This window comes from Mucilaginibacter sp. (genome assembly GCF_028287845.1).
Lineage (GTDB): Bacteria > Bacteroidota > Bacteroidia > Sphingobacteriales > Sphingobacteriaceae > Mucilaginibacter.
Genome location: NZ_JAQBOW010000162.1, coordinates 14531 through 39005 on the forward strand (window position 1 = coordinate 14531; position 24475 = coordinate 39005).

The following is a 24475-nucleotide window of genomic DNA, read 5'->3' on the forward strand; positions in this document are numbered from 1 at the left end:
ATTTTCCAGTGGTATTAAATCAATGACATTCATCTTCTATTAGTCCTTCTATTCTTTATCAATCTTTATTTTTTTTCTGCCGCCTTTATCAACATCACCGGGTTGCACCTCATCCGGGTCATGGCGCTCATCTGATGCAATAAGCACATACATCATTGGTATAATATATAAAGTTAATACCAGCGAGAACAACATACCGCCAATAATAACTATACCTAACGATACACGGCTTTTTGCACCTGCACCCAATGCCAATGCAATAGGTACAGAACCCAATACTACGGCCAAACTTGTCATCAAAATTGGGCGCAGGCGCGAAGTTGCCGCTTCAATCACCGCTTCATATTTGGCCAGGCCATGTTCCATGCGTTGGTTGGCAAACTCAACAATCAAGATACCGTTTTTGGTTACCAGCCCCACAAGTGTTATTATACCTATTTCGCTAAATATATTCAACGTTTGGTCAAACAGCCATAATGATAAAAACGCGCCCGCAATTGCCAGCGGTACAGTAAGCATTACGATAACAGGGTCTAAAAAGCTTTCAAACTGTGCAGCCAGAACCAGGTATATTAATAGTAACGCAAAGGCAAAGGCAAACAAAATGTTCGATGAGCTTTCAGCATAATCACGCGATGGGCCGCTAAGCGCGGTACTAAATGTATCGTCTAGCATACTCTTGGCAATACGGTTCATCTCGGTAATACCATCACCTACCGTATGGCCCGGCGATAAGCCCGCCTGTATAGTTGCAGATTTATACCTGTTAAAATGATATATAGCCGGCGGCGTAGCATCCTCGCTGATATGTACAACGTTATCCAACTGTACTAAGGTACCTTTGGCATTACGCACATATATAGCTTTCAGGTCAAGCGGCTGATCGCGGTTGGCCCTGTCGGCCTGTGCAATTACCTGGTATTGTTTACCGTTAATAAGGAAATATGCTAAACGCCCGGCGCTATAATACAATTGCAGCGCCTGCGCAATATCTGATACCGATACCCCCATATCACGTGCCCTATCCCTATCGGTAACTACTCTTAACTCTGGTTTAGTAAATTTTAAATTAACATCCGTATTCTGGAAAACCGGACTCTTTGACACCTCGGCAAAAAAGTCAGGCAATACTTTACGTATTTTCTCAAAATCCTGGTTTTGAATAACAAATTGTACCGGCAATGAAGTACGCGCACCACTACCGCCACCGCTTATAGTTTGTTCTTGTACCACAATAGCCCTTGCATCCGGAAACCGGCTCAGTTTTTTATTCAGGAAATCGGCTATTTCTTGTTGACTGCGCTTGCGCTGATCTGGCGGAACCAATCCAATACGGCCAAAACCATTGTTAACAGCACCACCGCCACCACCACCGGCAGCAACAAACTCCAGGTTTACATTTGCTTCGGGTATGGAATCATCAACCAGGTTGGCAACGTTGTCCATATATTTGGTCATGAACTCGTATGATGCGCCTTCTGACCCTGTTACCGAGTAACGGAGTAAGCTACGGTCATCCAATGGTGCTAACTCCGACGGGATAAATTTAGACAGGATAGCAATAATGGCTATAGACGCCACCAATATAACTATTGATATCCACCTGTGTTTCATAAACTTGACCAGAGTCTCTGTATAAGAGTTGGTCATGTTTACAAAAAACGGTTCGGTCCTTTCGTAGAATTTAGATTTTTTTGAATTCTTCCTTATCAGCTTAACATTTAACATGGGTGTTAATGAAAGAGATACAAAAGCCGATATTAATACCGCACCTGCTACCACCACCGCAAACTCGCGGAACAACCGGCCCGTAAAGCCTTGTAAGAATACGATAGGTAAAAACACCGCCGCCAGCGTAACCGAAGTTGATATCACCGCGAAAAATATTTCGGCAGACCCTTCAAAAGCCGCTTTTCGGATAGCCATACCCTGTTCCACCTTTTTATAAATATTCTCCGTGACCACAATACCATCATCAACCACCAGCCCCGTGGCAAGCACAATACCCAGCAGTGTTAATATATTAATAGAGAAACCAAAAACATACATGATAAAGAAGGCCCCTATTAATGATACCGGAATATCAATTAACGGGCGGAACGCTATAAGCCAATCCCTAAAGAACAGGTAAATGATAATTACCACCAGTATGAATGATACCGCCAGGGTCTCTTCCACTTCGCTGATAGACTGGTTAATAAACTTGGTATTATCCAACGCTACTTTTACGTGTATATCTGCCGGCAGGTCTTTTTGTATCTGGGCCAGCCTTACATAAAAGTCTTTAGCTATTTGTACATAATTTGCTCCGGGTTGCGGCACAAGAGCCAAAGCAACCTGCGGTATGCCCGAATCTTTAAAAGCCGTTTCTTCATTGGCCGATCCTAATACGGCGTAACCTACATCGCTTAAGTGGATAACCCGGTTGCTATCTGCCCTGATAATTAAATTGTTAAAATCTTTTTCGGTAGATAGTTTGCCTATCGCCCTGATAATAACTTCGGTATTATTACCTTCAATTTTACCAGCAGGTAACTCTACGTTCTCAATATTTAAGGCGTTGGTAATATCCGTAGCTGTTAAACCTAATGATGCCAGCTTACCCGGATCTATCCATAAACGCATAGCATACTGGCGCTGTCCCTGTACATTGATTGCACTAACACCAGATATGGTTTGTAAACCTTCCTGCAAAACGTTTTCGGCATAATCATCAACCTGTGTGATATTACGGGTATCGCTGCTTACGGTGAGCGTAATAATATTATCGGCACTTGCATCGGCCTTGGTAACTACCGGCGGGGCATTAATGTCCTGCGGTAACTGACGCTGGGCCTGGCCAACTTTATCGCGCACATCATTAGCTGCTGTTTCCAGGTCGGCATCAAGGTTAAATTCAACAGTGATCTGGCTGCTGCCTACAGAGCTTGTAGATGATATATTACGTATACCGGGTACACCGTTAATTGCTTTTTCTAATGGCTCGGTAATTTGCGATTCTATTACATCAGAGTTTGCACCGGAATAACTTGTGGAAACTGTGATAATTGGCGGATCGACCGAAGGAAAATCACGAATACCTAAAAAATTGTATCCTATTACACCAAATACAACTATTACAACGGATAAAACCGTTGCCAGTACCGGCCTTTTTATACTAACTGACGATAAACTCATTGCAGCTTATTTAATTACTTTAATAATTTTTACAGGAGCTTTGGCGCGCAATTGGATAATGCCCGATATGATCAAACTATCACCCGGCTCTAAACCGCTTATTACCTGTATCCGGGTATCGGTACGCAAATCTGTTTTAACCATCTTAGCTGTAGCCTGGCCATTGTGAACTACATATACCTTACTGCTTTTTAAATCTGGTATAACACATTCGGTTGGTACCATAATAGTTTTAGGTATTTGATCTAAAGCTAAATTTATTTTGGCAAAGCCGCCTGCTGTAAGTAGCCCCTTAGGATTTGGTGCTTTTGCACGCACCGTAATGGTACGCGAGTTTAGATCAATAGATGGCTCGATAGCATACACAGATGCTTTGAAATTATCTCTTGAGCTTTCAACATTGAAAGTAATTTTTCCACCTACGTTAATTAATGGCAAATACCTTTCGGGAACAGAAAAAGTAACTTTAGCAGGGTCAATATTTACCAGTGATGCTATGGCTGTGTTAGGCGAAAGATAACCACCCGGACTAACATTACGCAAACCAATGGTGCCAGAGAATGGCGCCCTAATTTCGGTTTTAGCTATTTGTGCCTTAACCACATCACTTTGCGCTCTTAACGTATTTAACGAGGTTAGCGAAGTATCATATTCTTGTTGGCTTATTGCTTCTTTTTGCAATAATATTTTGTTGCGATATTCATTTTGTTTAGCCAATGCTATCTGGTAATCGTTTTGTTTTAATGATGCTACCAGATCCTGATTGTATACTTTAACCAATAACTGGCCTTTTTTTACCCTGCTGCCTTCTGTAAAGTATATTCCGGTTATGTTACCCGCTGTTTCACTTATCAAATTTACCTTTTCGTTGGCATCTATACTGCCGGTTATATCAATAGTATTATTTAAAGATGTGTCTTTAACAATCATTACCTTAACAGGTACGGGGCCGCCCCTGCCACCCTTTTTGCCGCCTTTACCCCCGGCAATTGCTGCTGCATTTGCTTTGGCATGATCGCTAAAAAATTTGTTGTAAATTAAAAAGGCGATAAGCAACGCCAGCAGGGTGTATATAATATACTTTGTTTTCATATATACTAATTGTTAGATAAGGTTTTGTTGGTTTGGTTTGGTTTGTTTTATTGAAAACTGACCTAGGTTGTTTTTAATTTTATGTAATACGTTTTCAAATATCTCCATATCATGAGCAGATATGTCGTGCGCGGCACTACTGTTCATTATTTCAAATGCTTCAATTATTTGAGGTACTGCTTTTTTTGCTTTTTCTGTCACCCGTAATAAATGCTGCCTTCTGTCGGCGGGATTAATTTCTCTATAAACAAATCCCTTCTCGGTAAGTGTATCAATAACATTTACTATTACAGATTTATCCTTGCCCAGTTTTTCTGCCAGCGCTTTTTGCGTAAGCTCGCCATCATAAAAACATATTACCGTTAGTGCATAATAAAAACGATTTATATCTAAATGTTCCATCTGGGCACTCAATACACTTAAATAGGCCCTGCCCAAAACCAACAGTTTACGTGATATAGGTTCAATTAACTTTACCTTCATAATTAGGTCATAAATGTAATTAGTTACGAATCTTAATAGTTGCATGTATCAACCATTTTACAACAAAATTGTGTTAATTAAATATCATTGCAGCTATGTATTAATTTAATATCACGTCAAATAGTTAATTTTTATACATTGCACCATGAATAAAATTCAATTAACTATTATTCTCTCTTTAATATTTTTCTTTATGGGCACTTCCATTAGTAATGCTGCAGTAAATGCACATATAACTTATACTGTAACTTTCCCGGAGGCGCAAGCACATTATGCTGATATAGAGTTGAATATTAGCGAATTAGATCAACCCACATTGGACCTTAAAATGCCTGTTTGGACACCCGGATCATACCTGGTGCGCGAGTTTACACGCAACATTGAAACCATAAGTGCTGCTGCTAATGGCAAAGAACTATACCTGCAAAAGGTTAGAAAAAATATATGGCACCTAAATACTGCGGGATTATCAACAATAATCATAAAGTACCGGGTTTATGCATTTGAAATTTCTGTACGTACCAGTTTTATTGATGATTCGCACGCGTTCCTGTCATCACCGGATATGTTTATTTACCCGGCTAACATGCTGCATTCGCCATCAACTATCCATATTATACCTTATAAAGGATGGACCACAGTATCTTCCAGTTTAGAGAAAGTTAACGGCGATACGTTTACACGATATTCGCCTGATTATGATATTTTGTTCGATTCGCCTATTGAAATAGGCACACAGGATGTGTTTGGCTTTACTGCAAGTGGTGTTAACTATGAAGTTGCTATGGTTGGCGGCGGTAAATATGATAAGGAACGCCTTAAAAAAGACCTGCCCAAAATTGTAGAAGAGGAAACCGCAATATTTGGTGAAAATCCTAACAAGCACTATACCTTTATTGTACATAATGCATTAAAAGGCGGCGGCGGTTTAGAGCATTTAAGCTCGACAACACTTGGTGCATCGAGAGATGCCTATGCCACCGAAGCAGGTTATCAAAACTTTTTAGCATTAGCCGCGCATGAGCATTTTCATTTATGGAACGTTAAACGTTTGCGCCCAATAGCGCTCGGTCCGTTTGATTATGATAACGAAAATTATACCACCAACCTTTGGATAGCCGAGGGCTTTACCGCCTATTACCAGGATATTATTGTAAGGCGCACACAGCTTTATAGCCCCGAGAATTACTTAGGCAGCTTAGCTGAAAATATTAATCAACAGGAAAACTTGCCCGGTACCCGCGTGCAGGCATTGTCTGAGTCGAGCTTTGACGCGTGGATAAAGGCCTACAGGCCAAATGAAAATTCGGCCAACAGTACGATCTCCTATTATACCAAGGGCGCATTGGTGGGTATGTTTATGGACCTGGAAATTATTAATGATACCAAGGGAAAAAACTCATTAGATGATGTGATGAAATACATGTATAATGAGTACTACAAGGTAAAAAAACGCGGCTACACTGATGCTGAATTTAAGCAGGCTGTTGAGAAATTTGCCGGAAAGAACCTGGACGATTTTTATGCAAAATACATTAATGGCTTAACCCCTATGGACTATGACGGCTATTTAAGCTATGCCGGTTATAAATTAACTAACGCGCTAGCCGCAAATAATGATCCAGCTCTTGGTATAACTACCGTTGCGGGTATTAGTAAAATAATTGTTTCGAGCGTAGTGAGGGGTGGCTCGGCATGGGTTAGCGGCATTAATGTTAATGATGAGGTAACCGCTATTGACGGCGCAGCATTAACTACCACAACCGGCGTACTTGCCGGTAAAAAACCGGGCGATAAAATTCTTGTAACCGTTATACGCGATGGCTTAACGCTAAACATACCGGTAACCTTGTTGAAAAACAACCGCGTAAAATATAAAATTGAAGAGCTGCCCAATGTTACTTCAGAACAATTGGTTGTGCGGAAGAAATGGTTATCGATTAAATAGAAGAAACTGTCATTTCGATACGAGGAACGAGTGAGAAATCTTATACAATTTCCTAAACAGCGTATAAGATCTTTCGCTATTGGCTCAAGATGACAAAAGCGGTTTAGCACACTTGTGCCTTAAACAAAAACGCTCCCGGCATACCGGGAGCGTTTTATTGTTCTAATTTATCATTAGAGTGTTGTTGGTCTTCTTATTAATCCTAATAGTAATGCAATTACTGCAATTACCAGCAATACGTGGATTATACCACCTGCCGAATAAAGGAAGAAACCTAGCGCCCATCCTATTACCAGGATAACCGCTATGATATACAATAGTGAATTCATAGTCTGTTGTTTTAATTAACGTTTTCATAGATATTTATATAATATCCGTTGGTTATAAAATGTTTTAGAAATTATCCTTTTTCGGTACTGGCAGATAGGTTGATACCGTTTGTAGCTATATCTGTTAATAGGCTATCTGCATTCTTTTCTTCTTTTAAAGTTGCTTCCAGTAATTCCACGGCATCATCATAACCTAATACGCCAGCCAGTGTTCTTAGTGTTCCGTATGAAGCAATTTCGTAATGCTCAATTTTTTGAGTGGCCGATATAATGCCCGCATCGCGGGTTAAGCTGCCTGTTTCTGTTTCTTCAACGATTTCATTGCCTTCTTTTAATAAGCCAACCATTGCTTCGCATTTTACAGCTACCGCGTTTTCGTCTATCAAACTAAACACATCTTCTAAACGAGTAATATGGTTATCAGTTTCGGTTTTGTGGTTTTCAATTGCGGTACGCAATTCGGCAGATGTAGCAGCTTTTGCCATTTTAGGCAATGCTTTTGCCAAATTCTTTTCGGCCCAGTAAATGTCCTTTAATTCATCAACGAACAGTTCATTTAATGCTGATTCTTGTACCTCTGTTGTTTGCCCGGGGGTTTTTGTTTTAGTTGTCATAGCTCAATGTTTTTTAATTTATATACTTATTAAACACAAACACAATGCCACTATTACTAACTAATTTAATTTATTAATTTATAACTAAAAAAACAAATCTATATCAATATAATGAGGTAAGATCTTTCTTGCGATGTTATGTTTTCTTTTTTAAACACCTTGTATTAATAATTATTTTACGCGCCTTTTTTAGTCTTTAAACTTTCCATCAATTGATCGTACAGATCAGTACCGGTAGCTTTATGCGGTTTTAGTTTTTTAATCGTTGCGCGTTTACCTTTTGATTTGGCTTTGATAATATCAAGCAGTGCGCTGTTGTATTCATCTTTAAATTTCGACACATCAAATTTTTCGACATACTGATCTATAAGGGCCAGGCCCATATCCAATTCTTTTTTGCTGATAGCCATATCCCCGGCTACATTCAGATCGCTTGCATCACGTATCTGTTGCTCAAAACGGATACGGGTAATTACCAATATATTTTTAACCGGGTGCACAATACAAAGGCTCTCGGTATTGCGCAATACAAAGCGGGCCAGGCCGGCTTTCTTTGATTTTATTAGCGCCTGTAATAATAGTCCGTAAGCTTTATTGTTCTTGGTATCCGGCTCGGTGTAGTAAGATGTTTCGTAAAACATGGGGTTAACATCGGCTACATTTACAAAGCTTTCTATGGTAATGACCTTGTTTTTTTCGGGAGCGGCATCTTCAAAGTCATGCTCATCCATTATTACGTATTCATCATCAATTTTGTATCCCTTTACAATTTTATCATAAGGCACTTCTTTGTGGGTATGCTCGTTTACGCGTTGGTAGCGGATACGTGAATGGTCGCGGCTATCCAGCATATCAAAATCAAGCGTGCTGGTTTGCACTGCCGAATATAGCTTAACAGGGATACTTACCAACCCAAACCCAATCGAACCTTTCCAGATAGATCTCATAGCTAATGTTTTTATATAAACTATAACTATTAAAAGAGGGAAACGGTTTTAGCCTCTACCTAAATCCCTCTCCTTTGGAAAGTGACTGCATAAAAAAAGCCAACTGTTAGCAGTCGGCTTTAATTTCACAGGTATTTAATATTAATTACCATCCGGAACACTGGCTATACGATAAGCAGTGTTTCCATCTTTGTCTGTTATTATTTCATAATAAATATCATCAGGCGATACATAGTATTTTTTACCATTAAGGGATACCCTGCGGCTGTTATCAGGTATTTGGTTTACCACATCACCAACTTGCGGTGCCTGTGGTACTACAGTATCAGCGTTCTCACCATCGGTGTTTAATACACCGTCTTTACCGGCTACAACAAATACGTTTTCGCCTTTATCATTAACAATGGCTTTATAGTACACACCATTAAATTCAAAAAATTGTTGGTTATCTATCATAATAGATTTTGCTCCTTTTGGCAATTTTGGTACTGCTGCACCTATCGGCGGCGCAGTAACTACATAACCACCATCATCATACGGGCGATAAAATGCACCATCGGCATAATAATATAGTGATGAGCCCATATAGAACGGATAATATCCAAAAGGAAGTGCACCTAAATAAAAACCTAGTGACGGGTATCCGTAAAAACCTAAGCCCAGGCCGAAACCGCCTCTATAGCCCGACCGATACCCAATGTTATGGCCGCCAAAGCCTCTGCCAAAACTACCGCCGCCGCCGCGGCTAAAACTACCGCCGCCGCCGCCGACATGTGCACCGCCACGCTGAGCATCAGCATTTAACACTATCATCATCGAAAGTGCTCCGGTTAACAATAATCCGGAAGCATATTTATATAACTTTTTCATATTACTTAAAAAAACATTAACAGATATTTGTGCTATAAAGTATGTGTATCAAAAACTTTTCTTTCGCTAGCATATGTTTGACTATTTACAGTTTAAAGGGTTTAATTGTGAAAGTGAAAAATTTTATACTTTTTTATGCATTTATTAGCTGTATGCCGAAGCTCCAGAAGCATGTGAATAGCACACATTTAGAGGGCCTTATGGTACCCCTGATTTTTATTATAAATAAACATCCTGCCCAATCAACACGGTAGGGAAAGTTAATTTAAAATTACTGCCCACTCCCTGCACAGAATCTACCCCTATTACTATTTGATGAAACGCGGCTATTGATTTTACAATAGGCAGGCCCAGGCCAAAACTATCGTGTTGCATAGATTGCCTGAATTTTTTAAATCTGTTAAATATAAAAGGCATATCCTCCGGACTAATGCCTATGCCCGTATCTGTTATATTAACTACTAATGTGTTGTTTTCATTTTCGGCAGCAATTATTATTTCACCGTCTTCCCTGTTGTATTTTATGGCGTTATTAACCAGGTTAAAAAACAAATTGAATATTAAAAATTTATTAACGTTTACAAGGATAGTGTCCTGTGGGATCACAATATCAAAAGTCAGGTTCTTTTCGGGCAAGCGAATAGATATTTCATCATAAACCTCCTGCAGTAGTTCTTGCAATGATATTTTATCTTCTTTTAAAAATTGTTCATTTTCAATTTGCGAAATGAGTAGCAGGGTTTTGGTAATGCTTTTTAACCGGTTGAGTATTTTTTGCATTTCCAGCAAACGCAATTTTGTATCATCAGCGATATCATCCCGTTCAAACATATTCTCTATTTTTGATTGAAGGATTGATATTGGGGTCATCAATTCGTGTGATGCATTTGAAATAAACTCCCGCTCTTTTTGAAAAGTGGCCTCAATGGTCTCGATCATTTGATGGATACTGATATCCAGGTATTGAAAATCTGATGTACTGGTTTTAACTTCCTGGTATGAACCAAAGTTTGGGAATTTATGGCCTATCAGCTTGGTTTTAATGATCAACCCCAATGGTTTTAATACACGGTTTGTGTAAAACAGATCGGCCAAAATGGTTAACAATATCATGCCCACTAATACTGCTAAAGCAATATTTTGCAATGGGGTACTTGTTTCGTCAAGGGTGGATACGCTTTTACCAATCTCCAGCAAGTAATTTTGGCTGTTTATTTTAAATGTATGGCTTAGTATACGGTATTCTATAGTGTCGCGCTCAACTAACCGCTTTTCATTTTTAATAGTGTCTAAAAAATATTGGGGGGCAGCCTCTTCAATGGTTAAGTATTCTTCTTTAACCGGTAAATAATAGCTGCCGTATTTTTCGCCATCAGGTATGTAATTTTTTATCCCCTGTATTTTAACTATTTGCAGGAACTTGTTTTTTTGTTTGATGAGGTTATTATCTACATAATTATGGCTTATCCATTTTATTAAAACCGGTACCAGCAATACAAAAAGTACCACTATTACCAATTTTGATAAGGCATTAAATAGCGTAAGTTTTGTTTTTAGTTTCAATACTAAGCGTTCATCTTAATTTTATAACCAAGGCCACGCACCGTTTCCAGCCAATCGGGCGGTGCATAAATATTTAATTTTTTACGAATATTTTTAATATGCGCATCTATATAATTCGAGTCGTAATCATCATTAATTATGCTGCCCCAAATATGCTCACTTAATTGTGTACGTGTTAGCGTACGGTTTTTGTGCAAAATTAAATAGGCTATCAGATCAAATTCCTTTTTGGTAATGGTATTTACTATATTCTCGTGATGAGTAATTACCCTATCGGTAAGGTTTATTAAAAAATCACCCAGCTCAACAATGCTTTGTTTTAAACCAAATTTGCGGCGAATTATTGCCTGCATGCGGCTCTGCAATTCTAATAGCGAAAATGGTTTAGCCAAATAATCATCGGCGCCCAGGTCAAGGCCCCGTACACGGTCATAAACCTCGGCGCGCGCGGTTAAAATTATACAGGCAGCGTCCGGGTTATTTTTCTTGGCTTCTTTAAGCAGGTCAAGGCCGTCATAATCTGGCAAACCCAGGTCTATCAAAATAAAATCGTACAGGTTTATGGCTATCTTCTCTGATGCAGAGTTACCATTGTAGCATACTTCGGTAATGTAGTTATGGTTGGTAAGGAATATTTCCAGTTCATGTGCTAATGCTTCTTCATCCTCAATAATCAACACATTCATATTTCTCTCAATAAAATAGGTAGTAAAATGTTAAGTTATAAAAAGATTCGTGCTTATTTTGCAAAGCCCCCTCCACATTAACCGGTATAGAATATTTGTACGAAAACTCAAAAGTATAATGTGGTCTGTTATAAGCTATTGGCAGCTTAAAACTATAATTAAGTACATCAAAGCGGCCGTTGTCACGGCTGTAAGGGGCATCCGGGCCAAACAGATATTGATTATCATTTAACCCTTCCTGATGGTCTAAAGAATATTTCTGCACAAAATTTTGCGTGCCAAAAATAGCACTCACTGCCGGGGTAAATGTTAAATAATCTTTATCATCAAAAATATTCCACTTACTTTCAAAGTATTTGGATTCAGTAAGGGTTACAAAGAAATCGCTTGATTTACCAAACAGGTAATCCAGTATCACGGTTGATTTAAATGGCTTAAAATCGTACGAGTTTTTCAAGTTAATATCGTTTGATGTGGCCGATTCAATTATCCGTTCTTGTTTATTAAATATAAAACGGTTATAGCTTATCGATCCGGAGAATCTTTTTGATGGGCGGTATAAATACCCACCGCCCAGGTCAACCTCGTCAACAAAGGTGCGGTAACCCAATAATCTTAATGCCGAGCCATAAATAAATAAGCCCATCTTAGTATTATATACTACATCGGTTGATAAAAATGGATAGCTAATTGGCCCCGTTCGGCCAAAAAATAAGGCATCGCTGCCATAGCTTATACCAACAGAAAGTGATTTTTTCCGGATGATGGTATCTGTATCAGTAACAATATGATGATCTGCACTACCCACAACAAAATGCCCGGCAGCCCGGGCCCCATGTACCTGGATACATAAAATTAAAAAAAGCAGTATACGAAAGTATTTCATTTAATATAAGCTATTATTTACAGGTTAATTGCCATTTCTTCTTGGTATTTCCGGCGGACGCTCCAAGCCTTCGGGCCGGCGCTGCCTTTTAGGTTTAGTTTTTAAATCCGGTGTGATATCTATTACTTCTATTTTTTCGGGTTTTGCCTGCCGTTTGGCTTTTGATATTTCCTTTATTTTCTTTTTATCTTCTTCCTGTCTTTGTTTTTTTGTGGTATCTTTTTGTTGGACAACTAAAATAAATCGCAAAGCATGGCCCGTAACAGGATCATTATACTTGGTTCTTGTTTTAGCAGATAATAAGCCCGGTGCAAATATCAACAACAATATAATATACACAAGCCGCTTTATCATTGAGAAAGGGAAATTTGTAATTTTTTTTTCAAATATCAGTCAATTTAAATGCTACCGGGGGTATAGCACTTCTAATTTATAATATTGTATTTAAATTTTATAATTAAAAAAGGGATATTGAAGTATTAACAACAATATCCCGGCATCGGCATAAAAAGTTATAATTTAATGGCTTACCGGCAGTTATGTGATATTGATACTTTTTGAAGGATATAAGCGGTTATGGTCGTCAATTATTACACAACCTATTTGGTTTAGTTGGTTTATTAAATATAAACCCGCATTAACACCTATAGTCATTACAGGGGTTGCCATCGCATCGGCAAATTCGGCAGTTGGGCTCAATATGCTTACACTTTTAATTTCGCTTACTGTAAATCCGTTTTTACTCTTAACAGTATTTAGCTTTTTATCATTGATGGTAGCATATTTTTCAACATTAACTGATGTGGCTACCGCCATATTGCTAATATCCATATCGGCAAATGGTTGAGTTTGCTGGCGTGGATCAGCAGCAGCAACTGTCCACGGCTCCATATCCGGTTGTAAACCCCAGGTAAGCAAATCACCACCGGCATTAATAACACCGTGGCTTACGCCTTCTAATTGTAGTACATATTTAGCTCTGTCGGCAGCGTAACCTTTACTATTGGCACCAAAGCCAATACGCATACCTTTTTCTTTTAAAAATACGGTGGTTGCTGTTGCATCAAGCTGCACATCTTTGTAGTTAACTACTGTGTAAGATGCTATTGCAGTATGATTATCCGTATCAGAATCTTTACCGGCAGAGTAGTAAGTAATATCAAATGCACCATAAGTCAACTCAGATATTTGTATGGAGCGATCTATCAGCTTAAAAATTTCGGCGCTAACTTTTACCGGTTTAATACCCGCATTACGGTTAATGGCATTTATTTCACTATCCTCGCTAAATGTACTTAGCAATTTTTCAACCCGGTTAATTTCGGTTATGGCGCTGTTTATTTTTTCGCCGGCCCAAACAGGATCATTACCAACTACACTAATTTCAAACTTGTTTCCCATCAAGCGTACTTCACGTCTGTAAATTGTGGAGTTATTTGCTAATACCTTTTTTAGAGCCAGCATAATGTTATATTTAGTAGCAATTAATATTAATACTTTGTTGGCGCTTTATTAGTTGCCTTTGCGGCAATAAATAGACTGCGCCCATATTAAAAGCTAAAGTAGCGGGGCTTTATGAAAATAGGATGAAAAGCGATATCTAAATAAATGTAAAAGAATATGAAGATATCTGATGTGCAAATATGCAGATGAAGGAATGGGTTATTACAAAAATACAGATATACGCATGAAATTAATCATTCGCACATCTGCATATCAATTACGCTACCGTTCCTTCTTTTAATTTTTCGGCATTCTCTGCAAACTGCAGTGCCTCCATAATTTCCTGTATGCCACCATTCATTACTTCTGACAGGTTATATATAGTTAAACCTATACGGTGTTCTGTTAATCGCCCCTGTGGATAATTATAGGTACGCACTTTGGCCGATCGGTCGCCGGTGGCAACCATGGTTTTACGTTTTTTAGATGCTTCTTCCAGGTGCTTTTGTAATTCTAACTCGTATACTCTTGAGCGTAATACCGCTAATGCTTTATCGTAATTTTTTAACTGCGATTTTTGATCCTGGCATTGTGCAACCAAACCGGTAGGTAAGTGGGTTAACCTAACGGCCGAATAAGTTGTATTTACAGATTGTCCGCCCGGTCCTGAAGAACAAAACAGGTCCTTACGGATATCACTTACATTTAGCACAATATCAAACTCATCAACTTCCGGCAATACCACTACAGATGCTGCTGATGTATGCACCCGGCCCTGTGTTTCGGTATCGGGCACACGTTGTACACGGTGCACACCCGACTCGTATTTTAATGTTCCGTAAGCATCCTCGGCATTAACATTAAAAACAATTTCTTTATAACCGCCAGCTGTTCCTTCGGTATAGTCAACCAGTTCTGTTTTCCAGCCCCGTTTTTCGCAGTACCGCATGTACATGCGGTAAAGATCGCCGGCAAATATAGATGCTTCGTCACCGCCGGTACCGCCACGTATCTCAACAATGGCATTCTTAGAGTCTTCCGGATCTTTAGGGATCAGCATTAAACGTATATACTCCTCTTTTTCTTCTTGTTGAACTAATAGTTCATCCAATTCAGACTTCGCCATTTCGCGAAATTCTTCATCTTTTTCGGTAGCTAATATATCCTTGTTAGTATCAATATTGCTCATGATGTTGCGGTAAATGTTATACTCATCAACAATTTTGCCCAGGTCTTTATATTCCTTATTCAACAGGGCAAAACGCTTCATATCAGCCATTGCATCAGGGCTGCTTAATTCAGCTTCCACGTCTTTCCAACGTTCATATATTAATTCTAATTTTTCTAACATATTCTATTTATTCAATCGGTCCATATAAACGACCTGCTCAAAAAGCGCACAAAAATACGGTTTTTTGAGCTGAAAGCATAAAGCAAAAAGCGTAAAGATATGGCTGCAAGCTAAAGCTTGTATGGATGCGCTAAAAGTTGAAATACAAATGACAAGGCTTTCTGCTTTTAGCCTTCATCTTTCTGCTCAAAATAATGCAGGCTCAGTTTCTCTCCATCAAACACCGCATACGTGTTATAATTTACCCATTCGCCTAAATTAATGTAGCGGCTTTGTTCATTTATTTGCAGGTCCATTGGTATATGGCGGTGACCAAATATAAGGTAGTTATAAAAATTATTTTTTAATAACTCGTGGCTGTAAACTACCAGCCACTCTTGCTCTACATTTTTACGGTGCTCATTACTTTCGCCGGCAATACGGCTTTGGCTTGACCAATAATTGGCTATACCCACCCCAAGGTTAGGATGAACACGTGCAAACAACCACTGGCATATTTTACTGCGGAATATTTTTTTCAAAATCTTATACATAGCATCGCCCGGCCCTAAGCCGTCGCCATGATGGAGGTAAAATTTTTTTCCGATGCGTTCTATTTCCAGTTCATCGCTAATAATGGTAGCGCCAAATTCCTGCACAAAGTAATCAAACATCCACATATCATGATTGCCTTTAAACAAGTACAATTTTACGCCCGCATCGGCCAACTCTGCCAGTTTACCTAAAAACCTGATGTAGCCTTTAGGCACAACCGTTTTATACTCGAACCAAAAATCAAAAATATCGCCCATTAAAAAAACCTCGGCGGCATCGGCTTTTATCATATCCAGCCAGCGCACTAAACGATCTTCACGCTCACGGCTTTCGGCATAGCTGCCTGTACCTAAATGAAAATCTGATGCGAAATAAAGTTTATTACCTATGGCCATGGGCATCAAAAGTACGTTATAGCGGCGAAAGGTAAAAGAATAAAAGTGAAAGGTTTTTGCAGGTGGTACAAGGCTGGTTGAAAAGCTGTTACATGTGCTGCGCCAACACCTGCAACTAAACAAAACAGGCCCTTCATTTCTGAAGAGCCTGGTGTTGTTAAATAATAGTAGTATTAATGATCACCATGATCTTGTTTATCATGGCCATTTCCATTATCATGACCGTTTCCATTTCCATGACCGCGGTTATCCTGTCCACGATTATCTTGTCCACGATTATCTTGTCCACGATTATCTTGTCCGCGATTATCCTGTCCACGATTATCCTGTCCACGACCGTTATTACCACGATCGCCGGGGCCACGACCGTTATTGCCGCGGTCACCATTCCAATGGTTTTGATACTTTTGGTCACGGCTTTCGCGAATTACTTGCTGATCGCGACGGCCCCTATAACCTGCATATTTTGTTCTGTAAACTGTATTACGTTCCCATGGGTTACGATCGTTAACTACCACTTTGTATCCGTGATACAGGTCGTAATTAGCATATCTTGGAGGTAAAGCGCCCGAATGTATCCATACGTTGTTTTGATAATAAACGTACTGATGGTTTGGCACATCATAGTAAGAATCAATATCAGGCATGTAATAATAACTGGCATGGTCATAACCAACCGGACCCCAATCAGGCTGACTGCCTATATTGAATCCTAAGCTTATACGTAATTGCGCATCGGCTGTTTTGTACATTGAGCATCCAATTATTAAGGCTGCTGCTAAGATTATCTTTTTCATAATTATAGTATTTTGGATGTAAGACAATTATTATTAATAAAAGTTTAGTTTATTTTTGTCTGCCCCGCTGATTTATAAGATTTATTGATGCGCAGATACTAATCATATAATCATCTAATCAAATAAATCAGCGGTTCAAAAAAAGAAGCGACAGGTAACACCCATCGCTCTCTTTGATTCTTAGACTCCTGATTTTTAATTTCATTGGTCGTTCTTAGTATCTTTTTCCTTAGCGTCGGCCTTTTTATCAGGCATGGCAGCTAATACCGGTTTACCTATTACCTTATATGCACCATCGCCTTTTAGTATGGCAGCTATCTGATTTTTATCCTGCATAGTTTTTATGGCCCGGGCCAATTCAATATCATACTTAAAGTTAGCTTCATAGCGGCCTTTGTCATAATAATAGCGCGATGCTATTTCAATTTCGAGCGCTTGTTTTATTTCGGCTTTATGTATTTGCAAGTCGTTTTTCTTACTGTTTAACAATTTGCTTTTTAATACATCATATTCTGTTTGTATCTGGTCAAATTGCTTTTCTTTAGTGGCTTCGGTTTTCAAAGCATCCAATACTTTTTCTGATGTAGTATTGTAGGTGTAATTTTTATCAGACAGGTATTTTACAAAATCTTCATATTCTGCATCTGATAATTTGAATGAGCGAGGGTCTTCCATTTTTACATGTGCGGCTCGATATTTTGTTGCATAATCAAACAGTAATAATTTGCCTATTAATGTTTGAGTAACGTTTGCAAATTTTTCGGGCTTAATAAAAATATCCGGGTATATGCCGCTGCCATCATAAACAGAACGGCCGTTACGGGTTTTAAACTCATGCATTAATGAATCGGCAACCTTAACTACGCTGCCATCATCTTTACGGTGCGCATAATCTATTTCCTGTATACAACGGCCCGAAGGAACATAGTATTTAGCAATAGTGATCTTTACCAAACTATTATAAGCTAACGGGAATGTTTGCTGCACCAAGCCCTTGCCATAGCTGCGCTGGCCTATAATTATTGCACGATCAAGATCTTGTAACGCGCCGGCAACGATCTCTGAAGCCGAGGCCGAGCGGGCATTTGTTAATACTACCAATGGCAAATCAGGAGCCAATGGGGCTACTACTGTTTTATAGGTATAATTCTTCTCACGTATTTTTCCTTTTTGCGATACTACTTCAACATCCTTCTGCACAAAAAGATTCACAATTTTTACCGCTTCCTGCAGTATGCCCCCGCCGTTTGAGCGCAGGTCTAATATAATACCGTTGGGGTTATTCTTTTTCAGATCAACCAGGGCGCTGGTAACTTCGTCTGCCGAGTTTTCTAAGAACCTGTCCAGCTTAATATAGCCTATATTGCCATCAACCATACCGTGATATGATACGTTGGGTTGTTTAATTTCATCGCGCACTAAATCTTTTTCAACATCTTTGGCATCACCATCGCGCTTAACCAATAGTTTTACAATAGCGCCTTTTGATCCTTTTAGCAGCGCGCTAACCTGGTCGCTATTTTTACCGTCGAGTACTATATTATTAATTTTTTCTATCTGGTCGCCGGGGCGGATGTCTGCTTTTTGAGCCGGGAAACCCTCAAACACGCCCGATACATACACTTTATTATTGCGCGAAAAAATACTTGCGCCAATACCGCCGTATTGCGTGCTTACATAATGTAGCTTATAGTCTTCAATTTCCGATTCGGGGACAAACTCGGTATACGGATCCAAACCATCCAGCATGGCATCAGCTCCAGCTTTTATCATTTTGGCCGAGTTGATATCATCAACATAGTTAAGGTTTACCTCTTTATATAAGGACGCAAATACTTCGAGGTTTTTTGATATCTGGAACAGATCATCGCTAAAACTCCATATACACAGTGCCAGTGCTACTAAACCACCGGATAACAGCAATTTTCCACTTTTCAATACACCCTTTTTCATCAAATTCATCTTAATAAATATAAAGCTACAAAAAACTGCTTATAAAAGAGTTAACTCCTTTTATAAACGATTATTGTCAATATTTACCAAAGCTTTTTTCAGAGTAAATACAACATACTCGCGATTGCGGTTAACCAGGCGCATTAAATTAGTTATCAGGGTATCTTCGTGGCCCTCGGTATAGTTTAATTGCTCATCTGTTAAATGGTTATATTTTCTTTGCACCTTAATTTTCACCCGCTCCCACTCTTTGTTGGTCATGCTTATTTCTGCCATAATATAATATTTTCAACAAAAATATAAAAAATACCATGCAGGCCATTGTAAAATTTTGGTACAGCTATTGTTGAACCATTACTGGTGGTTTAAATAAAACTCATCAAATTTTATAAAACTAAATTAAACGCTATGAAAAAGTATGTATTAAGCGCAGTATTGCTAATAGCTGTAAGCATTAGCGCAAAAGCGCAATTTAGCCTCGGCGTTAAGGGGGGCGTAAATTATTCGAAAATTACTTCTGATAATATGCACGGATCAACAGTGGCGGGCTACCAGGCAGGTTTATTTGCCCGGTTTGGTGGCGGTTTTTATGTACAACCAGAAGTTTATGTGAGCAGTAAAGGCGGCAAATTCGACTCGAGCGCAAATGGTACCAATTATAGCGGCGATGTTAAATTTACTACATTAAATGTTCCGCTATTATTGGGTGGCTCATTTGGCGCTAAAAATTTAAATTTCCGTATCATGGCCGGCCCTATCTATTCATACCTGATGAATAAGAATGAAAATTTTTCTGCAAACTTTAGCGGTGCCTATGCCGATTTTGGCAACTACAGAAACAGCACCCTGGGTTACCAGGCCGGTGCCGGTGTTGATATTGGCCCCATCACTGCCGATTTACGTTATGAGGGCGACCTGACCGACGTAAACAAAACCTACGGCCAGCGTCAAAAAATTTGGGCGCTAAGTGTTGGGTTTAAATTCTTTTAAGATAGCTTAAAGCGAAAAGCTTAAAGCAGAAAGCCATTTCATCTTTGTTGATGAAGTGGCTTTTTTTATTGACCCTTTTTAATTTTTGTACGCTGATCAATGAATCTACCCAAGCATTTTTAAGTAATTTTTAAAAAAGAGTTATCCATTGAGCCCAAAGAAATAATTAATTTTGATTAAATTTAAGTTATCAGTCTTTACACCCACACTTATGGATAACAAAGAAATTTTTAAGGTACCAGCTTATGAGGACGTTACCGCGGACGCGCAACTGATATTTGATCAATTAAAGAAAATCTCCGGAAAAGTTCCGAATTTATATGCTACGATCGGTTATTCTGGAAATGCATTAAGTTCTTACATGGCATTTGTACAAGCCCAAGCAAAAGGATCGTTCCACGCAAAGGACCGGGAAGCAATTTTTTTAATCATTTCAGAACTCAACGGTTGCCAGTATTGTCTGAGTGCTCACACGCAAAGTGCATTAAAAAACCACTGGACAGAAGAAGAAACGATGCAGCTTCGTTCAGGAACAATTCCTGACAATAAATGGAAAGCGATTTATTTGGTGATCCAATCCGTGATTCAGCATAAAGGAGAAGTAAGTGATGAAATTTTGCATGCTTTTTTTGAATGCGGGTATGATAATGCTGCTTTAATGGATTTATTGATATTGATCAATGTGATGACTTTCACCAACCATGTATACCGGTTGACAAAGATTCCAATTGATTTTCCGCTTGCGAAACCGCTGATAGCAACTTAATTATTCCGATAAAGTCCCTGAAACGCTAAATTCAACGCTGAAAAACCATGACGGTTTATTAGGGATTAAAATGAATCGCTGGCGCAAGTATGCAGCGCGGGCCATAGCGTGGAGTACTTGTGCCTATTGCACATTTGATTAGCTTACGTAGAGATTGCTTCGTTCCTCGCAATGACGCTTTGAGGGAGAGTGACGCGTGGCGGTAGGGTTGCGCATGGCTCGCGTTAGTGATAGCAGCGGATACCGGCCAGTGGCTAAGGCCTGTGTAGTATGAGCGGATAGCACGACCCGCAGGGAACGCCATAAATAACTGCTCCACTTCTAAATCTACATCCATTACCCGAGATTAAAAACAGAAGATCATTTCAGAAAAAAAAGTCTATAAACAAGCAAAGCCCCTGATGGGCAGGGGCCTTTGCTAACCAATTATAAACCTAAATTATGAGAAGAGCTGTAGGAGAAGGGGTCGAACCTCCACAGAGTGGTTATTCTTATTGCTAAGAGTTTCCCATGATCTCCGCCACCGCGACGAGGAGGTGTGTCTGCCAAAAATTTCACCATCCTACATTTTATTAATTCACGCCAGTGAATTGCTGTTGGGGAAGGATTCGAACCTCCACAGAGTAGTTAGCCCGCTTCGGGTTTCCTATGATCTCTACCACCGGGACAAGGAGGTGTGTCTGCCAAAAATTTCACCACCCAACATTATGTGTGTGTTATTTATTTAAAAGAACGATTAAGCTTTTAGGTCCAATTGCTTACTACAAACATAACAGACCTATCAATTCCTTGCAAATATTTCAACAAAAATATTTTATTTTTATTCAAATTATAATTATACTTGTATTTCAATATAGATATTCAAATTTATGTCCCACAGAAAAGCTCAAAATTTAGAAATTGATAATCTCGACATCCAGATTTTATCAATATTGATGAAAAACGCCACTACGCCGTACACAGAAATTGCTAAAGAATTGATCGTTTCCGGCGGAACAATACACGTGCGGATGAAAAAGTTGGAAGAAATGGGTGTAATTAAGGGTGCCAGTTTAGAGGTTGATCCGCAGAAATTAGGCTATGATATTACCGCTTTCCTGGGTATTTTCCTGGAGAAGGGATCGCAGTATAACGAGGCCGTTAAACAGCTAAAAACCGTAAAGGAGATAGTAGAGCTGCATTATACCACCGGCAGCTGGAGTATTTTTGCAAAAATTGTATGCCATGACACCACCCACCTGCGCGAAGTATTGAATGAACAAATACAAAGCGTTAAGGGCATACAACGTACCGAAACCTTTATATCATTAGAAGAAACCATCAGGAGACAGATTACTTTGGAGTAACTGTACTTATACTTTATTATAATTAGTAGAAAGCTTAGCGGTTTAAACCGGCGAGCTTTTTGGTTTAAATGCTTTTGTAAGGCTGATCCGGCTTCGGCAACTGGTATAATGGTGACTTATTGTAAGTGATTTTGTTTCAAAATCTTGTTTCACCACTTCTAAAATTGGCAATTTGCAATCACTTGATTATCAATAATAAAACTCAAAATTACACTTAAAAATACTGACGAATAAGTTGTTACATTTTGTTACATCACTTTTTCGCAAGTTACTTATAAACAATATCTTAAGTCGAAATCTTGTTACACTTGTTACATTTTGTTACACCACGCGTGTAACAAGATCGTTTATACCAATGCCGTTGGTTTATTAAAAATACTATGCTTAAATAATCTTAGCATAATTGGGCAGGCAATTATTTCGGCAATCATAGCTGGTATCAAAACCGGCCCCTGCATCATTTCGAACGGCAGGAACCAATATTTCCAGATAAGTATAGTGAGCGCCAATGATACTACTCTTGTCGCTATCAGCAGAAAAGTTAGCTTGCCCCACGTCCACGGTTTATTGTATTTAACTACTACAATTATTTGAAATAATATACCCGCTATAAACGCTATTGAGCCCAGGTTGATTGCTATTGCTAAAAATCCAAAGAAATTAATGGTATTATCCATAGTTGGTTTATTTATTCAAATGTAATATTATTTGAATGCAACCAAAGCTTTCTCTATCCTATTAATCGTTTCATCTTTACCCAACAAAGCGGCAATATCAAATACATGCGGACCAAATTTACCACCCACCAGCATAATACGGAAAGGCAGCATAACATCACCCGTTTTTAATCCTTTTTCTTCGGCTAATGCTTTAAATGAGGATTCAAGATCAGCAGCAACCAATACTTCGGTCGGTTTTAATAGTTCAATGATCGCGTTAAAAAAATCGGTTTTCTCTTCCGTCCATTTAGGTTTAACGGCATTCAGGTCATATTCCGCAGGGGTTTGAAAAAAGTAAGCAGACTGCTGATAAAAATCAGGCAGTAAGGTACAACGGTCCTTTATCAGTTCTATAACAGTTAATAAATAATCGTCATCATTAATAATAACGTCCTTATCTTCCAATACCTTTTTAACTTCAACCTTTAACCTTTCACCTTTCACCTTCTTAATCCACTCGGCATTGAACCATTTGGCTTTTTCAAAATCAAATTTCGCCCCGGCTTTGCTGATACGGTCTATCGAAAATTTATCAGCCAGTTCATCTATGTTAAATATCTCCCGCTCGCTGCCGTCGTTCCAGCCTAAAGTTGCCAGCAGATTCACAAATGCTTCGGGCAAAAAGCCCAACTCACGGAAACCGGGAGTAAGCTCACCGGTTTTAGCGTCAAACCAATTCATGGCATATACCGGGAAACCCAAACGTGCGCCATCACGCTTGCTTAGCTTGCCGTGGCCATCAGGTTTTAATATTAAAGGCAAATGCGCCCATTGTGGCATATCTGCCTTCCAGCCCAAATAATCCCATAGCAGTAAATGCACAGGCGCTGATGGCAGCCATTCTTCGCCGCGGAAAGCGTGGGATATCTTCATCAAATAATCATCAACCACCACAGCTAAGTGATAAGTTGGCATGCCATCGGCCTTTAACAACACCTTATCATCCACCTGGTTAGTTTCAAAACTAACGCGGCCGCGTATCATATCGGTAAAGCTAACGGTTTGGTCGGCAGGTATTTTTATGCGGATAACATGCGGGGTATGCTCGGCCAGCAACTGGTCAACCTCGTGCTGTGGTAATGATAATGAATTTCGCAGCCCATCACGGTAAACTTGCCCGTATTGAAAGTTGGGTATTTCCTTACGGTTTTTATCCAGTTCTTCGGCAGTATCAAAAGCGTAATAGGCATGGCCCTGCATTACCAGCCTTTCGGCATATTCGCGGTAAATGCTTTTACGCTCGCTTTGGCGGTATGGCGCATACTGGCCGGGTGTAACCGGGCTTTCATCCGGAATTATGCCGCACCAGTTTAAACAATCAATTATATAAGCTTCAGCACCTTCAACATATCGGTTTTGGTCGGTGTCTTCAATCCTTAAAATAAAATCGCCTTTGTTTTTTTTGGCGAAAAGATAATTAAATAAGGCTGTACGTACGCCTCCTAAATGTAACCCACCCGTTGGACTGGGTGCAAAACGAACTCTAACTTTTTTGTCTGACATTGTGCGGCAAAGATAATTTTTTAGTCGGGAAGTTTAAATGCCGCAAAGTCCTTAAGATGTAATGTTTTAAGCCTTTTACCTCA

At 39.2% G+C, this 24475-nt stretch carries 23 protein-coding genes and 1 tRNA gene; 4 read left to right on the plus strand and 20 right to left on the minus strand.

The annotated features are described in order from the left end of the window. Window positions 1-48: 48 nt before the first annotated feature. The 3 genes from JWP71_RS16055 to JWP71_RS16065 are packed head-to-tail and all read right to left on the minus strand — an operon-like array spanning window position 49 to window position 4752. A complete protein-coding gene (locus JWP71_RS16055) occupies window positions 49-3177 on the minus strand; it encodes an efflux RND transporter permease subunit (protein ID WP_299502014.1) in 3129 nt (1042 codons plus the stop codon). A gap of 6 nt (window positions 3178-3183) precedes the next feature. After that, window positions 3184-4269 (minus strand): efflux RND transporter periplasmic adaptor subunit, encoded by a 1086-nt coding sequence (locus JWP71_RS16060; RefSeq protein WP_299502016.1) that lies wholly within the window; start codon window positions 4267-4269, stop codon window positions 3184-3186. Window positions 4270-4281: 12 nt separating this feature from the next. Next, a complete protein-coding gene (locus JWP71_RS16065; protein WP_299502018.1) occupies window positions 4282-4752 on the minus strand; it encodes a MarR family transcriptional regulator in 471 nt (156 codons plus the stop codon). Between the two features lie 145 nt (window positions 4753-4897). Between JWP71_RS16065 and JWP71_RS16070 the strand changes: the two genes are divergently transcribed. After that, window positions 4898-6700, plus strand: a complete 1803-nt coding sequence (locus JWP71_RS16070; protein ID WP_299502020.1) for a PDZ domain-containing protein — start codon at window positions 4898-4900, stop codon at window positions 6698-6700. Window positions 6701-6873: 173 nt separating this feature from the next. Here JWP71_RS16070 and JWP71_RS16075 read toward each other — a convergent pair whose 3' ends face one another. From JWP71_RS16075 to JWP71_RS16140, 14 genes are all read right to left on the minus strand, one after another. After that, complete coding sequence (locus JWP71_RS16075; RefSeq protein WP_299502023.1) at window positions 6874-7029, minus strand: lmo0937 family membrane protein; 156 nt, start codon at window positions 7027-7029, stop codon at window positions 6874-6876. Window positions 7030-7100: 71 nt separating this feature from the next. Next, the gene (locus tag JWP71_RS16080) at window positions 7101-7643 is read right to left on the minus strand and encodes a ferritin-like domain-containing protein (RefSeq protein ID WP_299502026.1); all 543 of its coding nucleotides are present in this window, start codon (window positions 7641-7643) and stop codon (window positions 7101-7103) included. A 176-nt stretch (window positions 7644-7819) separates the two neighbouring features. Continuing rightward, complete coding sequence (locus JWP71_RS16085; RefSeq protein WP_299502029.1) at window positions 7820-8590, minus strand: Ku protein; 771 nt, start codon at window positions 8588-8590, stop codon at window positions 7820-7822. Between the two features lie 141 nt (window positions 8591-8731). Further along, window positions 8732-9460, minus strand: a complete 729-nt coding sequence (locus JWP71_RS16090) for a DUF6515 family protein (RefSeq protein WP_299502033.1) — start codon at window positions 9458-9460, stop codon at window positions 8732-8734. A gap of 219 nt (window positions 9461-9679) precedes the next feature. Then, entirely contained in the window at window positions 9680-11023 is a 1344-nt protein-coding gene (locus JWP71_RS16095; RefSeq protein WP_299502036.1) for a HAMP domain-containing sensor histidine kinase, read from the minus strand. 2 nt (window positions 11024-11025) lie between these two features. After that, window positions 11026-11709 carry a response regulator transcription factor gene (locus JWP71_RS16100; protein WP_299502039.1) on the minus strand — a complete coding sequence of 228 codons (684 nt, stop codon included), beginning with the start codon at window positions 11707-11709 and terminating at the stop codon, window positions 11026-11028. A gap of 7 nt (window positions 11710-11716) precedes the next feature. After that, window positions 11717-12595 carry a hypothetical protein gene (locus JWP71_RS16105; protein WP_299502042.1) on the minus strand — a complete coding sequence of 293 codons (879 nt, stop codon included), beginning with the start codon at window positions 12593-12595 and terminating at the stop codon, window positions 11717-11719. 24 nt (window positions 12596-12619) lie between these two features. Beyond that, entirely contained in the window at window positions 12620-12949 is a 330-nt protein-coding gene (locus tag JWP71_RS16110) for a hypothetical protein (RefSeq protein ID WP_299502045.1), read from the minus strand. Window positions 12950-13132: 183 nt separating this feature from the next. Beyond that, a complete protein-coding gene (locus JWP71_RS16115) occupies window positions 13133-14059 on the minus strand; it encodes an FAD:protein FMN transferase (protein ID WP_299502048.1) in 927 nt (308 codons plus the stop codon). A 256-nt stretch (window positions 14060-14315) separates the two neighbouring features. Further along, complete coding sequence (gene prfA / locus JWP71_RS16120; protein ID WP_299502050.1) at window positions 14316-15389, minus strand: peptide chain release factor 1; 1074 nt, start codon at window positions 15387-15389, stop codon at window positions 14316-14318. Between the two features lie 167 nt (window positions 15390-15556). Beyond that, window positions 15557-16318: a UDP-2,3-diacylglucosamine diphosphatase gene (locus tag JWP71_RS16125; protein WP_299502334.1), complete on the minus strand. Its 762-nt coding sequence runs from the start codon at window positions 16316-16318 to the stop codon at window positions 15557-15559. Window positions 16319-16491: 173 nt separating this feature from the next. After that, window positions 16492-17115: a hypothetical protein gene (locus JWP71_RS16130; protein ID WP_299502052.1), complete on the minus strand. Its 624-nt coding sequence runs from the start codon at window positions 17113-17115 to the stop codon at window positions 16492-16494. Between the two features lie 201 nt (window positions 17116-17316). Then, window positions 17317-19068 (minus strand): S41 family peptidase, encoded by a 1752-nt coding sequence (locus tag JWP71_RS16135; protein ID WP_299502055.1) that lies wholly within the window; start codon window positions 19066-19068, stop codon window positions 17317-17319. Between the two features lie 60 nt (window positions 19069-19128). Further along, window positions 19129-19344, minus strand: a complete 216-nt coding sequence (locus tag JWP71_RS16140) for a hypothetical protein (RefSeq protein WP_299502057.1) — start codon at window positions 19342-19344, stop codon at window positions 19129-19131. A gap of 132 nt (window positions 19345-19476) precedes the next feature. On the opposite strand from JWP71_RS16140, the gene JWP71_RS16145 reads away from it, so the two are divergent. Together JWP71_RS16145 and JWP71_RS16150 are read left to right on the plus strand one after the other, a co-directional pair. Further along, on the plus strand, window positions 19477-20058 hold the full coding sequence (locus JWP71_RS16145; protein ID WP_299502059.1) for a porin family protein: 582 nt from the start codon (window positions 19477-19479) through the stop codon (window positions 20056-20058). Window positions 20059-20269: 211 nt separating this feature from the next. After that, window positions 20270-20824: a carboxymuconolactone decarboxylase family protein gene (locus JWP71_RS16150; protein ID WP_299502061.1), complete on the plus strand. Its 555-nt coding sequence runs from the start codon at window positions 20270-20272 to the stop codon at window positions 20822-20824. Window positions 20825-21417: 593 nt separating this feature from the next. Here JWP71_RS16150 and JWP71_RS16155 read toward each other — a convergent pair. Then, window positions 21418-21529, minus strand: a tRNA-Asp gene (locus tag JWP71_RS16155). A gap of 164 nt (window positions 21530-21693) precedes the next feature. Between JWP71_RS16155 and JWP71_RS16160 the strand changes: the two genes are divergently transcribed. Further along, window positions 21694-22170 carry an Lrp/AsnC ligand binding domain-containing protein gene (locus tag JWP71_RS16160; protein ID WP_299502064.1) on the plus strand — a complete coding sequence of 159 codons (477 nt, stop codon included), beginning with the start codon at window positions 21694-21696 and terminating at the stop codon, window positions 22168-22170. A gap of 347 nt (window positions 22171-22517) precedes the next feature. Here the strand turns inward: JWP71_RS16160 and JWP71_RS16165 are convergent, their stop codons facing one another. Beyond that, complete coding sequence (locus tag JWP71_RS16165) at window positions 22518-22847, minus strand: hypothetical protein (protein ID WP_299502067.1); 330 nt, start codon at window positions 22845-22847, stop codon at window positions 22518-22520. Window positions 22848-22874: 27 nt separating this feature from the next. Continuing rightward, the gene (gene gltX / locus JWP71_RS16170) at window positions 22875-24392 is read right to left on the minus strand and encodes a glutamate--tRNA ligase (RefSeq protein WP_299502070.1); all 1518 of its coding nucleotides are present in this window, start codon (window positions 24390-24392) and stop codon (window positions 22875-22877) included. Window positions 24393-24475 lie beyond the last annotated feature (83 nt).

Excerpts from the sequence above, each read along its gene's own strand:
- JWP71_RS16130 (WP_299502052.1), bottom strand. The coding sequence starts at position 17,115 with ATGAAAAAGATAATCTTAGCAGCAGCCTTAATAATTGGATGCTCAATG.
- JWP71_RS16110 (WP_299502045.1), bottom strand. The coding sequence starts at position 12,949 with ATGATAAAGCGGCTTGTGTATATTATATTGTTGTTGATATTTGCACCG.
- JWP71_RS16070 (WP_299502020.1), top strand. The coding sequence starts at position 4,898 with ATGAATAAAATTCAATTAACTATTATTCTCTCTTTAATATTTTTCTTT.
- JWP71_RS16055 (WP_299502014.1), bottom strand. The coding sequence starts at position 3,177 with ATGAGTTTATCGTCAGTTAGTATAAAAAGGCCGGTACTGGCAACGGTT.
- JWP71_RS16160 (WP_299502064.1), top strand. The coding sequence starts at position 21,694 with ATGTCCCACAGAAAAGCTCAAAATTTAGAAATTGATAATCTCGACATC.
- JWP71_RS16105 (WP_299502042.1), bottom strand. The coding sequence starts at position 12,595 with ATGAAATACTTTCGTATACTGCTTTTTTTAATTTTATGTATCCAGGTA.
- prfA (WP_299502050.1), bottom strand. The coding sequence starts at position 15,389 with ATGTTAGAAAAATTAGAATTAATATATGAACGTTGGAAAGACGTGGAA.
- JWP71_RS16165 (WP_299502067.1), bottom strand. The coding sequence starts at position 22,847 with ATGGATAATACCATTAATTTCTTTGGATTTTTAGCAATAGCAATCAAC.
- JWP71_RS16135 (WP_299502055.1), bottom strand. The coding sequence starts at position 19,068 with ATGAAAAAGGGTGTATTGAAAAGTGGAAAATTGCTGTTATCCGGTGGT.
- JWP71_RS16075 (WP_299502023.1), bottom strand. The coding sequence starts at position 7,029 with ATGAATTCACTATTGTATATCATAGCGGTTATCCTGGTAATAGGATGG.
- JWP71_RS16145 (WP_299502059.1), top strand. The coding sequence starts at position 19,477 with ATGAAAAAGTATGTATTAAGCGCAGTATTGCTAATAGCTGTAAGCATT.
- JWP71_RS16060 (WP_299502016.1), bottom strand. The coding sequence starts at position 4,269 with ATGAAAACAAAGTATATTATATACACCCTGCTGGCGTTGCTTATCGCC.
- JWP71_RS16090 (WP_299502033.1), bottom strand. The coding sequence starts at position 9,460 with ATGAAAAAGTTATATAAATATGCTTCCGGATTATTGTTAACCGGAGCA.
- JWP71_RS16140 (WP_299502057.1), bottom strand. The coding sequence starts at position 19,344 with ATGGCAGAAATAAGCATGACCAACAAAGAGTGGGAGCGGGTGAAAATT.
- JWP71_RS16085 (WP_299502029.1), bottom strand. The coding sequence starts at position 8,590 with ATGAGATCTATCTGGAAAGGTTCGATTGGGTTTGGGTTGGTAAGTATC.
- JWP71_RS16100 (WP_299502039.1), bottom strand. The coding sequence starts at position 11,709 with ATGAATGTGTTGATTATTGAGGATGAAGAAGCATTAGCACATGAACTG.
- JWP71_RS16065 (WP_299502018.1), bottom strand. The coding sequence starts at position 4,752 with ATGAAGGTAAAGTTAATTGAACCTATATCACGTAAACTGTTGGTTTTG.
- gltX (WP_299502070.1), bottom strand. The coding sequence starts at position 24,392 with ATGTCAGACAAAAAAGTTAGAGTTCGTTTTGCACCCAGTCCAACGGGT.
- JWP71_RS16115 (WP_299502048.1), bottom strand. The coding sequence starts at position 14,059 with ATGCTGGCTCTAAAAAAGGTATTAGCAAATAACTCCACAATTTACAGA.
- JWP71_RS16125 (WP_299502334.1), bottom strand. The coding sequence starts at position 16,318 with ATGGCCATAGGTAATAAACTTTATTTCGCATCAGATTTTCATTTAGGT.
- JWP71_RS16080 (WP_299502026.1), bottom strand. The coding sequence starts at position 7,643 with ATGACAACTAAAACAAAAACCCCCGGGCAAACAACAGAGGTACAAGAA.
- JWP71_RS16150 (WP_299502061.1), top strand. The coding sequence starts at position 20,270 with ATGGATAACAAAGAAATTTTTAAGGTACCAGCTTATGAGGACGTTACC.